The following is a 12,627-nucleotide window of genomic DNA, read 5'->3' as shown; positions in this document are numbered from 1 at the left end:
TGATCGGCGAACCTCCCCCTGTGGGGGAGGCGGCCGAAGGCCGGTGGGGGGCCGGTTTCAGCTTTCGAGGCGGCGGCCGGTTTCGCAGTCACTCCCCCCACCGATCGCTGCGCGATCGCCTCCCCCACGGGGGGAGGTTCCTTGAGGGTTGCGGTCTTAGCCGCCCGACGGCGGCCGCCTCCCCCAAAGGGGAGGACCTTGAGGTCAGCGGGCCTTGATCTTGGCGATCAGGTCGGTGGCGACGCCGGGGCTGACGAACTTGCCGACTTCGCCGTCGAGCGAGGCGATTTCCTTGACCAGCTTGGAGGCGATGGCTTGGTGGCGCGGGTCGGCCATCAGGAAGACGGTCTCGATCTCGCGGTCCATCTGCTGGTTCATCGCGGTCATCTGGAATTCGTACTCGAAGTCGGCCACGGCCCGCAGGCCGCGGACGATCATCTGGGCCCCGACCTCGCGGGCGAAATGGATCAGCAGGCTGTCGAACGGCCGGACGTCGATCACGGCGCCGCCCAGGTGGGCGGTCTCGCGCTGCAGCATGGCGACCCGCTCGTCGAGCGAGAACAGGGGGTTCTTGCCGATGTTCACGGCTACCCCGATGACCAGCCGATCAACCAGCTTCACCGCCCGACCGATGATGTCGAGGTGGCCGTTGGTGACCGGGTCGAACGTCCCGGGATAGAGACCGATGCGCATGAAACCCCCTGCGTTTCCAGACTTACGGGGTCTCATCCGCCCCGCTTGCGTCGTCCTGTCCTTCGTCGCCGCCGGCCTCGGCCAGACGTTCGACGCTCACGACATGCTCGTCGGCCGCCGTGCGGAAGACGGTTACGCCCTGAGTATTCCGCGCTGCAACACGAATTTGCGCGACGGGGCACCGTATCAGCTGACCCGCGTCGGTCACCAGCAGGATTTGATCGCTCTCGTCGACGGGGAACGAGCCCACCAGCTTGCCGCCGCGCTTGGACAGGTCCTGGGCCGCCAGGCCCTGGCCGCCACGGCCGGTGCGACGGAAATCATAGGCGCTGGTGCGCTTGCCGTAGCCTTCCGACGAGATCGTCAGGATGATCTCTTCGGCCGCGCCCAGTTCGGCGATGCGCTCGACCGTCAGGCTGGCCTCGCCGGCCTCTTCGTCGGTCTCCTCCGGCGCCGGGGCTTCCTCGCCCTCCTCGCCGTTGGCTGCGCGCAGCAGGGCGCGCTGGTGCTTGAGATAGGCGGCGCGCTCGGCCGGGGCGGCGTCGACGCTGCGCAGCACGGCCATCGAGATGACGGTGTCGCCCGAGGCCAGCTTCACGCCGCGAACGCCGGTGGAATCGCGGCTGGCGAACACCCGCACCTCGTCGACCGAGAAGCGGATGCAGCGGCCGGCCGCCGTGGTCAGCAGCACGTCCTGGTCGCCGTTGCAGACCGCGACGCCGACGATGCCGTCGCCTTCGTCCAGCTTCATGGCGATCTTGCCGTTGCGGCGGACGTCGACGAAGTCCGACAGCTTGTTGCGACGCACGCTGCCCGAGCGGGTGGCGAACATCACGTCCAGGCCGTCCCAGGTGGCCTCGTCCTCGGGCAGGGTCAGGATCGAGGTGATGGTCTCGCCCGGCTCGATCGGCAGCAGGTTGACGAACGCCTTGCCGCGCGAATTGGCGGCGCCCAGCGGCAGGCGCCACACCTTCATCTTGTAGACCTTGCCGCCCGAGGTGAAGAACAGCAGCGGCGCGTGGGTCGAGGCCGAGAACACGCGGGTGACGGCGTCCTCGTCCTTGGTGGCCATGCCCGACTTGCCTTTGCCGCCCCGGTGCTGGGTGCGGTAGTTGGCCAGCGGGGTGCGCTTGACGTAGCCGCCCATGGTGACGGTGATCACCATGTCCTCGCGGACGATCAGGTCCTCGTCTTCCACGTCGGCGTCGCCGTCGACGATCTGGCTGCGACGCGGGATGGCGAACTTGTCCTTCACCTCGACCAGCTCTTCGCGGACCACGGCCATGATGTTGGCGCGGTCGGAAAGCAGTTCGAGATAGCCGCGGATGGCTTCGGCCAGGGCCTCGGCCTCGTTGCCGATCTCGTCGCGGCCAAGGCCGGTCAGGCGCGACAGGGTCAGGGCCAGGATGGCGCGGGCCTGCTCGTCGGTCAGGCGGATGAAGCCGCCGTCTTCCTGCACCGAGCGCGGGTCGGCGATCAGCTCGACCAGGGGCAGCATGTCGCCCATCGGCCAGGCCTTGGCCACCAGGCGCTCGCGCGCCTCGGCCGGGTCCTTGGACGAGCGGATGATGTGGATGAACTCGTCGATGTTGGCCACCGCGATGGCCAGGCCGACCAGCACGTGGCCGCGGTCGCGGGCCTTGCCCAGCTCGAACTTGGTGCGGCGGACGACGACTTCCTCGCGGAACTCGACGAACACTTCCAGGAGCTTGCGCAGGCCCATCTGCTCGGGACGGCCGCGGTTCAGGGCCAGCATGTTGACGCCGAACGAGCTTTGCAGCGCCGTGAAGCGATAGAGCTGGTTGAGGATCACCTCGCCCGAGGCGTCGCGCTTGAGCTCGACCACGATGCGCATGCCGTCGCGGTTGGACTCGTCGCGGATGTCGGCGACGCCCTCGATCTTCTTGTCACGGACCAGCTCGGCGATGTGCTCGACGAGGTTGGCCTTGTTCACCTGATACGGGATCTCGGTGATGATGATGGCTTCGCGGCCGGTGCGGATCTCGTCGACGCTGGCCACGCCGCGCATCACGACCGAGCCGCGGCCGGTGAGCAGCGCGTTGCGCGGCGGCGAGCGGCCGATGATCTCGCCGCCGGTCGGGAAGTCCGGACCGGGCACGAGGTCGAGCAGCTGGTCGGTGGTGACCTCGGGCTCGTCGATCAGCAGCAGGCAGGCGTCGATGACTTCGCCCAGGTTGTGCGGCGGAATGTTGGTGGCCATGCCGACGGCGATGCCGCCCGCGCCGTTGACCAGCAGGTTGGGGATCCGCGACGGCAGGACGGTGGGTTCCTGCTCCTTGCCGTCGTAGTTGTCGGCGAAGTCGACCGTGTTCTTGTCGAGGTCGGCCAGCAGCGACATGGCCGGCGGCGCCATGCGGCACTCGGTGTATCGCATGGCGGCGGGCATATCGCCGTCGACCGAGCCGAAGTTGCCCTGGCCGTCGATGAGCACCAGGCCCATCGAGAACGACTGCGTCATGCGCACCAGGGTGAAGTAGATCGAGGCGTCGCCGTGCGGGTGATACTTACCCATGACGTCACCGACGACGCGGGCCGACTTGACGTACGGGCGCTCGGGCGTCTGGCCCTGCTCGTGCATCGAGAACAGCACCCGGCGGTGCACCGGCTTGAGGCCGTCGCGCGCGTCCGGAAGGGCGCGGCTGACGATGACGCTCATCGCGTAGTCGAGATACGAACGGCGCAGTTCGTCCTCGATGTTGATCGGGGCGATGTCTCCGCGCGGCCCTTCGGGAGGCAGAGTGTTTTGATCGTCGCTCAAGGGGATTTTTCGCCGTCAGAATCGAACACGGAACAGTCGGAAACAGTTAGCATTCTGACACGGACGGCGCCACCTTCGCCGCCCCAACGTTCCTAAGCGAACCGGAGCAGTTTCATGCGTCTGACCGCCCTCTTCCTCGCCGCCGGCCTCGTGGCCGCCACCACGGCCTCGGCCGCCGATGCGCCCGCAGTCGCGACCGCCGAGATCAAGGGCGCCGACGGCAAGACCATCGGAACCGGGACGATCACCGAAGCGCCGCACGGCGTGCTGCTGAAGATCGAGGCCAAGGGCCTGACGCCCGGCTGGCACGGCCTGCACTTCCACGAGAAGGGCGACTGCGGAACCCCCGACTTCAAGTCGGCCGGCGCCCACGTGCACACGACCACCACGGTGGTCCACGGCCTCCTGAACCCGAACGGCAACGACAACGGCGACCTGCCCAACCTCTACGCCGCCGCCGACGGCGTGGCGGTGACCGAGGTGTTCTCGCCCCTGGTGTCGCTGAAGGGCGCGGGCGGCCGCCCCGCCCTGCTGGACGCCGACGGCTCAGCCATCGTCATCCACGCCAGCCCCGACGACCACACCAGCCAGCCGATCGGCGGCGCCGGCGCGCGCAGCGCCTGCGGGGTGGTGAAGTAGCCCCCTTCCCTCCTCCATAGTCGACGGAAACGAAAACGGCCTCCGGATCGCTCCGGAGGCCGTTTCTGTTTGGGATGCTTCCCGAACCTAGCGCGGCAGCACCAGGCCCGGATCGATCGGCTTGGCCTTGTCCTTCGGGGTCGGGGCGTAGCGGACCTCGAAGTGCAGCTGGGGCTCGTTAACGCCGCCGGTCTGGCCGACCGTGCCGAGCTGTTCGCCCTGGCCGACCTGCTGGCGCATCTTCACGTCGGTGGTGGCCAGGTGGGCGTAGGCCGTGACCCAGCCGTCGGCGTGCTTGACCAGCACGAGGTTGCCGAAGCCCGGCACCTGGTTGCCGGCGTAGACCACCTCGCCCGAGGCGGCGGCCTTGACCGGCGCGCCGGCCGAGGCGCGGATGTTGAGGCCGTCGTTGCGCTGGCCCGTGCCCTTGGGGCCGAAGTCCGAGATGGTCTCGCCGCGCACCGGCCAGACGAAGCGGCCGCGGCCGGCGGCCGTGATCTCGGCCTCGGTCGGCGGAGCGCTGCTCTCGATGATCGGACGCGACGGGGCCGGCGGCGGGGTGATCGGCTGGGCCGAGACCGGCGCGCTGGGACGCGGATAGCTGGAGGACGAACCCGACGGCGTGTACGGGCGCGGGCTGGACGGCAGGCCGCTGGTCGACGGCGCGGGGGCCGGCGAGGCGCCGATCGGCGTCTGGGCGGTCGTGGTCGGAGCCGGCGTCGAGGGACGCGGCGCGGGCGTGGTCACCGTCGTGCGGACCGGGCCGCGGTCCTTGTAGCCGTCGGGCAGGACGACCTTCTGGCCCTTCTTGACCGACGCGCCGGTGCGCAGGTTGTTCTCCTTGGCCAGCGCCGAGACGCTGACGTTGAAGCGCTTGGCGATGCCGGCCAGGGTGTCGCCGCTCTCGGCCACATAGGCCTTGTCGGTGGTGGCCGGGCCTTTGAGCTTCTGGCCCGGACGGATCACGTACGGGGCCTTCAGGTCGTTGTCCTCGACCAGGTCCTTGCGGGTGGTGCCAAGATCGCGGGCGATGGAGTCGATGGCGTCGCCCGACTTCACGGTGTGGATCTTCGGCTTGCCGACGACCTCGATCACCTTGCCGGTGATGCTGACGGTCGTGGTGGTGGTCGCGGCGGGCGCGGGCTCGTCGTCGACCACAGGGCGCGACGGCGGCGGGGCGGCGGCCGGGCGCGAACCGATCGGCGGGGCCGAGGCGGTCGGCGTGCGGGTCGGCGCGGGCGCGGCCCYGGCCAGGGTGGACGAACCGCCCGGAACCGGCTGCATCACCGTGGTCTTGGACGGACCCTTGTCCTTGTAGCCTTCCGGCAGGCGGATCTTCTGGCCGGCGCGGATCGAGGCGCCGCTCGACAGGTCGTTCTCCTCGGCCAGGGCGGCCGGGGTGACGCCGAAGCGGCGCGAGATGGCGCTGAGGGTGTCGCCGCTCTCGACGACATACGCTTTCGCCTTGGTCGAGGGGCCCTTCAGCTTCTGGCCCGGCTTCAGGCGATAGGGCTCTTCCAGGTCGTTCAGCTTGGCCAGTTCGACGCGCGAGATGCCCATCTTGCGGCCGATGGCGTCGAGGCCGTCGCCCGACTGGACGGTGTAGGTCTGCGGGCCGCCGCTGACGTCGACGACCTTGCCGCCGGTGGTGGTCACCACGACCGGACGCATGGCCGGCGCCTGCTGCACCGGAGCCGGCGCCGGGATCGGGCGGCTGTCGGCCGGCGGCGGGGGCGGCGGCGGAATGTCGGAGGGCACGGGCGCCAGCGGCTGGCTGGACACCGCGCCGGCGGCGACCGGCGCGGTCACCGGCGGGGCGTCGTCCTCAGGCGGCTGGGCGGCCGGTGGCGGGGTCTGGACGGCGGGCGGAGCCTGGACGAGCGGCGGGCTGACGCCGGCCTCGACGCGGGTGGGATACTGGGCGCCGGTCGTCTCGCAGGCCGCGAGCGTTCCAGCCGTCAGCGCGATCACCGCCGCTTGCGTCCACAACTGCCTCATGACCTCTCCTTTCCTCGCGGAGCCTTCAAGTCGCCGCCGCAAGGGTGAATCAAACCTTAACCAAACACGCGCGACGTCACCGAACCTGTGGACGCCAGGCCCGCTCTACTCGCGGGCGACGCCTTCCAGGATCGGGACGAAACGCACGTCGCACAGGGCTTCGACCGTGAAGCCCCCCTTCCCGTCGCCGGCATAGCGGCGGAGGCTCTGAACCGGCCCACGACCAACGGGCGCGACGAGCACGCCGTTGGGCTTGAGCTGAGCCAGGAGCCCCTTAGGCTCTTCCTGCGCCGCAGCCGTGACCATAATACGGTCAAAAGGCGCCTGCTCGCGCCAGCCTTCCCAGCCGTCGCCGAACTTGGTGATGACGTTGGTCAGGCCCAGGGTCGCAAAGCGCGCCTCGGCCTCCTTCATCAGGGTGCGATAGCGCTCGACCGTGTAGACGAGGCGCGACACCCGGCTGAGGATCGCGGTCTGGTAGCCCGAGCCGGTGCCGATCTCGAGCACGCGGCAGCGCGGCTCGACCGTCAGGGCCTGGGTCATCAGGCCGACGATGAACGGCTGGCTGATGGTCTGGCCGCAGGCGATCGGCAGGGCCGAATCCTCCCACGACCGCTCCTTGAAGAGGTCGGGCGTGAACAGGTCGCGCGGGGTCTTCTCGATCGCCGACAGCACGCCCGGATCGGTCACGCCCTGGGCGCGCAGGGCGTCGAGCAGCCGCTTGAGCAGCGCTTCTGGCGTTTCCGGGCGCTTGGCGCTCGCCATCACAGGCCAGGCTCCGGCTTGGAGGCGAGCTTGGGCGGCGCCCCGCCCAGCACGCCCTTGAGGGCCGCGACGGTGGCGTTGTGCGTCAGGTCGATATGCAGGGGCGTCACCGAGATGCGCCCTTCGTAAACGGCCTTCAGATCGGTGCCCTCCGGCGGATTGGACGGCTTGGCGGTGAAGCCCGTCCAGTAGTAGTCGCGACCGCGCAGGTCGGTCCGCTTTTCAATGCGCCGCAAGTGCGAGTCGCGGAAGCCTTGCCGGGTCACTTCCACGGCATCGACGCGCTCGGGCGGGATCGGCGGGAAGTTGACGTTCATCACCACGTCCGACGGCCAGCCCACTTCCAGCAGGCGGCGCACGATGCCCGGCGCGAAATGCTCGGCCGTTTCCCAGTGGGCGACGACCTCGTCGGCGAAATAGGTCATGGCCTGCGACAGGGCGATGGACGGAACGCCCAGCACCATGCCTTCGATGGCGCCGGCCACGGTGCCCGACAAGGTGACGTCCTCGGCCAGGTTCTGGCCGCGGTTGACGCCCGACAGGACGAGGTCGGGCCGCGCGCCCTGCACCAGTTCCTGGAACGCCAGCGCCACGCAGTCGGTGGGCGTGCCTTCGACGGCGAACCGACGCTCGCTGATCTTCCGCACGCGCAGCGGGTCGGCCAGGGTCAGGGCCCGGCTGGCGCCCGACTGCTCGTATTCCGGCGCGACGACCCAGACGTCGTCAGACAGGGCAGCGGCGATGCGCTCCAGGGACGCAAGCCCCGGAGCGTGAATGCCGTCGTCGTTGGTGAGGAGGATCCGCATCTTACTGCTCCTCCCCTGTGAAACGGGGGAGGTGGCGCGGCGCCATCGGCGACGTGACGGAGGGGGCGACGGCTCGCACGGCGCCCAGTCTCGCCCCCTCCACCGCTTCGCGGTCCCCCTCCCCCGTTACACGGGGGAGGAACTTGAAGGCGGATCCGATCACGCAGCGCCCCCGATGTGGGTCAGGCCGCCCATGTAGGGCTGCAGCACGGCCGGAATGGCGATGCGGCCGGCTTCGTCCTGGTAGTTCTCCAGAACGGCCACCAGGGTGCGGCCGACGGCCAGACCCGAGCCGTTCAGGGTGTGGACGTAGTGCGTGCCCTTCTCGCCGGCCTTCTTGTAGCGGGCGTCCATGCGGCGAGCCTGGAAGTCGCCGCAGTTCGAGCACGAGCTGATCTCGCGATAGGTCGCCTGGCTGGGCAGCCAGACTTCCAGGTCGTAGGTCTTGCGGGCGCCGAAGCCCATGTCGCCCTTGCACAGCAGCATGGTGCGGAACGGCAGCTCCAGCTTCTTCAGCACGCTCTCGGCGCACTCGACCATGCGCTCGTGCTCGGCCTCCGACTGGTCGGGCGTGGTGATCGAAACGAGCTCGACCTTCTGGAACTGGTGCTGGCGGATCATGCCGCGGGTGTCGCGGCCCGAGGCGCCGGCTTCCGAGCGGAAGCAGTAGGTCAGGGCCGTCAGGCGCAGCGGCAGCTCTTCCTCGCCGGTGATCTGCTCACGCACGAGGTTGGTCAGCGACACCTCGGCGGTGGGGATCAGCCACTTGCGCGCTTGAGCGAGTTTGCCCCGAGCTCCTTCCGGTGGAACCACCCAGATAGTTCCATCCGCCTTTTGCAAAACGTCAGCACCATCTACTTTTGGATAGTACAGGCCAACTCCATCCACCTTAACGGAATCCGGCGGAAGGTACGTGGAAGTCGCCAGGAATAGGTCATCCTCGAACTTCGGCAGTTGGCCAGTCCCGAACAGCGCCTCGTCCTTGACCAGCACCGGCGGGCTGACCTCAGTGTAGCCGTGCTCGACCGTCTGCAGGTCGAGCATGAACTGGCCAAGGGCGCGTTCGAGCCGGGCGATCTCCTTCTTGAGCACCACGAAGCGCGCGCCGCTCATGCGGGCGGCGGCTTCAAAGTCCATGCCGCCGAGGGCCGCGCCCAGGTCGACGTGGTCCTTGGGAGCGTTCAGGCGGCCGGCCGGCAGCTTGGACGCATCGCCCCAGCGGCGCTGCTCGACATTGCCCGCCTCGTCCTCGCCTTCCGGCACTTCGGCGGCGGGAATGTTGGGCAAGGACGCCAGCAGGTCCTTCAGCTTGGCGCCGACGAGATGCTCTTCTTCCGAAGCCTCGGCCATGCGGCCCTTGAGCGCCTCGACCTCGGCCATCAGACGGGCCGCTTCGGCCTCGTCCTTCTTGGCCTTGGCCATGCCGATCAGCTTGGAGCTTTCGTTGCGCTTGGCCTGGGCCTCCTGCAGGGCGGTCTGGGCCGCGCGCAGCTGGGCGTCGAGCTTGACGGCTTCCGACGCCGCGCCCGAACGGCCCTTGGCCGACCAGGCGGCTTCATAGGCTTCGGTATTGTCGCGGATGGCCTTGATGTCGTGCATCGGAATGAGCTCGGCAGGAAGTCGTTAAGAAACGCCCTTCTCTAAGGCGCGTCGGCAAGGGCGCCAACCTTTTCGCGCGGCGTTCAGCCGACAGGATCGACGCTCCAATCCTCGTGAGCATGCCGAACGCGCAGCACACGCACGTCGTGACCGTCCAGCATGTAGACGATGATGTGCGCCTTGTAGGAATGGACGCGAACCGGAGGCTTAATGTCGGAGCGTTCGGGAGCGGCCCGAGGAAAGGCTTCCAGGAAGCCGAAGACCTCTTCAAGGCCCGCATGATAGCGCTCGGCCTGCTGCCGGCCAAAAAGCGCGTACGCCTTCGATATAGATATCGACGAGATCGTCCCTGGCTCGGCGGCTGAGCCTATAGGCCAAGCGCGCTGGCCCGCGCCCGGGCGATCTCGAGGATCTCGGACATGCCATGCTCGCTGTCGCCGGACGCCAAGGCCTCGTCGACCAGCACCTGCATGGCCTGGATCTTGGCGTGGCGCGCCCGATCACGCTCGATCAGGTCCCGCACATAGTCTGCGGGCGTGTCGCAGCGATCGGTTCGGGCCTGCTCCTCGACCCAATCCTTGTCAGCTTTCGACAAAGAGACGTTCATCGTCGCCATGACGTCAGCCTGGAACTGACGGTCTGGATTGTCAAACGACAGCCTAGACCGCAACGACGTCCTTGCTCTCCTCGGCCTCGCGCTTCTTGCGGCCGCGCTCGATGATCCAGACGCACCAGATGCCGACCTCGTAGAGCAGGCACATGGGGATCGCCAGGGTCAGCTGGCTGATGGGATCGGGCGGGGTCAGGATGGCGGCGGCGATGAACACGCCGACGATGGCGTAGCGGCGGCCCGCGCGCAGCATCTTGGAATCGATGATCCCGGCCATGCCCAGCAGCGAGACGACCACCGGCAGCTGGAAGCACAGGCCGAAGGCCAGCAGCAGCGAGGTCACCAGGGTCAGGTAATCGGAAACCTTGGGCAGCAGCTCGACCGAGATGCCGGCGCCGAAGATCTGCTGGTTCATCGAGAACCAGACGATGAACGGGAGCATCACGTAGTAGACCAGCGCCGAGCCCAGCAGGAACAGCACCGGCGAAGCGACCAGGAAGGGCAGGAAAGCCCCCCGCTCGTTCTTGTAGAGCCCCGGCGCGACGAAGCGGTAGAGCTGCCAGGCCAGCACCGGGAAGGTGACCACCACGGCGCCGAAGGCCGACAGCTTCAGCTTGGTGAAGAACTGCTCCAGCAGGGCGGTGAAGACGAACTTCTGGTGGGCGACGTCGACGGGCGCGTCCTTCAGCCCGACCAGCACCATGATCAGGTCGAACGGATTGTGGTGCGCCCCGGTCTTGCTGGCGGCGACCATGCCGGCGGCCACCTCGAACGGGTGGATCAGGAACAGGAACAGCTGCGTCGAGAACGCGAAGCAGACGCCGAAGCCGACGAACAGCGCCACGACGCAGACGATCAGGCGCGAGCGCAGTTCGGTCAGGTGCTCAAGCAGCGGGGCGCGCGAGGCCTCGATCTCGTCTTCGGGATCGTAGTTGGTCACGAGACGACATCCGAGCTTGAAGAGGCGGCCTTGGCGGCGCGCTTGCGGGCCGGCTTGGCGGCCGGCGCGGCGACTTGCGCCTTGGCGGCCTTAGCCTTTGGAGACTGGGGCTTGGCGACGACGCCGACGTCCTTGGAGGCGGCCCTGGCGCGCGGCTTCTTGGCGACGATCTCGACGGTCGGCTCGGCCACGGCCTTGGGGGCGCGCTTGCGGGCCGGCTTGGCCGGCGGCTCCAGCGTCGCGGCCGCATCGGCCTGCGGCTCGGCGACCGGCTCGGGATTGTGGGCGGCGTAGGGATGGGCCTGCACCGAACCGCTGTTCAGGCTGGCGTCGATGTCGGCGAAAACCTGGTCGACGCCGGCGTCCTTGGCCTCGTCGACGGCGCTCTGCAGCGGATTGGCGTACTGGCCCGCGCGCATGGCCTCGACCTCGCGACGAAGGTCGTCGAGCTCGGACTGGCGGGCCATTTCGTCGAAACTGGCGCGGAACTCGTTGGCCATGCCTCGGATCTTGCCGACGAACTGGCCCAGCTTGCGCAGAAGGACCGGCAGGTCCTTGGGACCGACCACGATCAGTGCGACCGCGGCGATAATCAGAAGCTCTAAGCCGCCGACTTCCTGAAACATATATGCGCCTTGAGAGCGGACGCGGCCTCCACCTCTCGCTGAGGCGGAAACCGCGGCGGTTCAGAAAAACGAGGCCGCGCCCTTCCGAAGACGGCGCGGCTAGACCGACCTTACGACTTGCGCAGGTCTTCCTTCTCGGCCTCGGTGCGCGGCAGGGCGCCGGTCGACTTGTTGTCGGCCACTTCCTGGCTGCTGTCGTCCTTCAGACCGTCCTTGAACGCCTTGATGCCCTTGGCGGCGTCCCCCATGATCCCGGACAGCTTGCCGCGACCGCCGAAAAGCAGGGCGACGACCGCGATCACGATCACCCAGTGAATCCAGCTCATGCTACCCATAACGGCGGTGCTCCTTGCGACAGCGGCGCTTTAGCCGCTGCGGCGTGTCGTTACAATGTCTCAGATAATATAGGCGTCCGCGTGGCGCGGAGCCAAGCGGAACGGAATGCGGCGATTGCGCCCCGGCCAAGACAGGCTAGGCCTTGTCGCTTCCCTCCAGTTCGCCGAGGAAATCCTGTGCGAATTCCGGGGTCTCGCCCTCGTCGAGCGGATCCTCGCCCTCGTCGTCGCGCAGCCCCAGCGGATCGGGAACGGTGAAGCCCGGCGGCAGGTTGAGGTCGAGCAGGCCCGCGGCCTTCATCTCGGCCACGCCCGGCAGGTCGCCCAGATTCGCCAGGCCGTAGTGCTCGAGGAAGGCGTCGGTGGTGCCGAAGGTCACCGGCCGGCCCGGCGTGCGGCGGCGCCCCCGCATGCGGATCAGGCCCAGCTCCAGCAGCACGTCCAGCGTGCCGCGGCTGGCCTGCACGCCGCGCACGGCCTCGATCTCGGCCCGGGTGACGGGCTGGTGGTAGGCGACGATGGCCAGGGTTTCCTGGGCGGCCTTGGAGAGGCGCCGCGGCTCCTCGCGCTCCTCGGTCATCAGGAAGGCAAGGTCGGCGGCGGTCTGGAAACGCCAGCGGCCGGCCACCTCGACGAGTTCGATCCCCCGCCCGGCCCAGGTCTGCCGCAGGTCGGCGATCCCCTGGCGAATGTCGGCGCCGTCGGGCAGGCGTTTGGCCAGATCCTGGACGCTCAGCGGTTCGGCCGCCGCGAACAGCAGGGCCTCGATGCAGCGTTCGGTGAAGATGGGGTCGAGGGTCATCGTGCGGGGCCTTCCCCCTCCGGCCCTTCGGGGGG

The 12,627-nt window shown here is 68.6% G+C and carries 13 protein-coding genes; 1 reads left to right on the top strand and 12 read right to left on the bottom strand.

What is annotated here, in order from left to right; all coding sequences use genetic code 11:
* Positions 1-204: 204 nt before the first annotated feature.
* Both coaD and gyrA read right to left on the bottom strand, forming a co-directional pair.
* Positions 205-693 (bottom strand): pantetheine-phosphate adenylyltransferase, encoded by a 489-nt coding sequence (coaD, locus tag AC1DCG_RS24040; protein WP_165262095.1) that lies wholly within the window; start codon positions 691-693, stop codon positions 205-207.
* A 22-nt stretch (positions 694-715) separates the two neighbouring features.
* Positions 716-3,472: a DNA gyrase subunit A gene (gene gyrA, locus AC1DCG_RS24035; protein ID WP_477037192.1), complete on the bottom strand. Its 2,757-nt coding sequence runs from the start codon at positions 3,470-3,472 to the stop codon at positions 716-718.
* Between the two features lie 114 nt (positions 3,473-3,586).
* Between gyrA and sodC the strand changes: the two genes are divergently transcribed.
* Complete coding sequence (gene sodC / locus AC1DCG_RS24030; protein ID WP_477031357.1) at positions 3,587-4,111, top strand: superoxide dismutase[Cu-Zn]; 525 nt, start codon at positions 3,587-3,589, stop codon at positions 4,109-4,111.
* An 87-nt stretch (positions 4,112-4,198) separates the two neighbouring features.
* Here sodC and dipM read toward each other — a convergent pair whose 3' ends face one another.
* The 10 genes from dipM to scpB form a co-directional block, all read right to left on the bottom strand.
* On the bottom strand, positions 4,199-6,109 hold the full coding sequence (gene dipM / locus AC1DCG_RS24025; protein ID WP_477041715.1) for a cell division endopeptidase DipM: 1,911 nt from the start codon (positions 6,107-6,109) through the stop codon (positions 4,199-4,201).
* A gap of 105 nt (positions 6,110-6,214) precedes the next feature.
* Positions 6,215-6,874, bottom strand: a complete 660-nt coding sequence (locus tag AC1DCG_RS24020) for a protein-L-isoaspartate(D-aspartate) O-methyltransferase (protein WP_165262087.1) — start codon at positions 6,872-6,874, stop codon at positions 6,215-6,217.
* On the bottom strand, positions 6,874-7,680 hold the full coding sequence (gene surE / locus AC1DCG_RS24015) for a 5'/3'-nucleotidase SurE (RefSeq protein WP_165262085.1): 807 nt from the start codon (positions 7,678-7,680) through the stop codon (positions 6,874-6,876). Before surE ends, AC1DCG_RS24020 begins: the two co-directional genes overlap by 1 nt.
* Before the next feature lie 159 nt (positions 7,681-7,839).
* Positions 7,840-9,279, bottom strand: a complete 1,440-nt coding sequence (gene serS, locus AC1DCG_RS24010) for a serine--tRNA ligase (RefSeq protein WP_477031355.1) — start codon at positions 9,277-9,279, stop codon at positions 7,840-7,842.
* Between the two features lie 83 nt (positions 9,280-9,362).
* Positions 9,363-9,608: a type II toxin-antitoxin system RelE/ParE family toxin gene (locus AC1DCG_RS24005; RefSeq protein ID WP_477031360.1), complete on the bottom strand. Its 246-nt coding sequence runs from the start codon at positions 9,606-9,608 to the stop codon at positions 9,363-9,365.
* A gap of 38 nt (positions 9,609-9,646) precedes the next feature.
* Positions 9,647-9,895, bottom strand: a complete 249-nt coding sequence (locus AC1DCG_RS24000; RefSeq protein WP_477037276.1) for a ribbon-helix-helix domain-containing protein — start codon at positions 9,893-9,895, stop codon at positions 9,647-9,649.
* A gap of 43 nt (positions 9,896-9,938) precedes the next feature.
* On the bottom strand, positions 9,939-10,829 hold the full coding sequence (gene tatC / locus AC1DCG_RS23995; RefSeq protein WP_477037275.1) for a twin-arginine translocase subunit TatC: 891 nt from the start codon (positions 10,827-10,829) through the stop codon (positions 9,939-9,941).
* A complete protein-coding gene (gene tatB, locus AC1DCG_RS23990) occupies positions 10,826-11,455 on the bottom strand; it encodes a Sec-independent protein translocase protein TatB (protein WP_477031352.1) in 630 nt (209 codons plus the stop codon). Before tatB ends, tatC begins: the two co-directional genes overlap by 4 nt.
* A 110-nt stretch (positions 11,456-11,565) precedes the next feature.
* Positions 11,566-11,790 (bottom strand): twin-arginine translocase TatA/TatE family subunit, encoded by a 225-nt coding sequence (locus AC1DCG_RS23985; protein WP_058349436.1) that lies wholly within the window; start codon positions 11,788-11,790, stop codon positions 11,566-11,568.
* 136 nt (positions 11,791-11,926) lie between these two features.
* Positions 11,927-12,592 carry an SMC-Scp complex subunit ScpB gene (scpB, locus tag AC1DCG_RS23980; RefSeq protein ID WP_477031351.1) on the bottom strand — a complete coding sequence of 222 codons (666 nt, stop codon included), beginning with the start codon at positions 12,590-12,592 and terminating at the stop codon, positions 11,927-11,929.
* Between the last annotated feature and the right edge of the window lie 35 nt (positions 12,593-12,627).

The organism is Caulobacter sp. 10L414 (genome assembly GCF_056395525.1).
This window is presented reverse-complemented; position numbering and strand designations above follow the sequence as displayed.

Bases quoted from the DNA above. Each gene is read 5' to 3' on its own strand.
- serS (WP_477031355.1), bottom strand. From the start codon at position 9,279: ATGCACGACATCAAGGCCATCCGCGACAATACCGAAGCCTATGAAGCC.
- AC1DCG_RS24020 (WP_165262087.1), bottom strand. From the start codon at position 6,874: ATGGCGAGCGCCAAGCGCCCGGAAACGCCAGAAGCGCTGCTCAAGCGG.
- sodC (WP_477031357.1), top strand. From the start codon at position 3,587: ATGCGTCTGACCGCCCTCTTCCTCGCCGCCGGCCTCGTGGCCGCCACC.
- scpB (WP_477031351.1), bottom strand. From the start codon at position 12,592: ATGACCCTCGACCCCATCTTCACCGAACGCTGCATCGAGGCCCTGCTG.
- AC1DCG_RS24000 (WP_477037276.1), bottom strand. From the start codon at position 9,895: ATGGCGACGATGAACGTCTCTTTGTCGAAAGCTGACAAGGATTGGGTC.
- AC1DCG_RS23985 (WP_058349436.1), bottom strand. From the start codon at position 11,790: ATGGGTAGCATGAGCTGGATTCACTGGGTGATCGTGATCGCGGTCGTC.
- coaD (WP_165262095.1), bottom strand. From the start codon at position 693: ATGCGCATCGGTCTCTATCCCGGGACGTTCGACCCGGTCACCAACGGC.
- surE (WP_165262085.1), bottom strand. From the start codon at position 7,680: ATGCGGATCCTCCTCACCAACGACGACGGCATTCACGCTCCGGGGCTT.
- tatB (WP_477031352.1), bottom strand. From the start codon at position 11,455: ATGTTTCAGGAAGTCGGCGGCTTAGAGCTTCTGATTATCGCCGCGGTC.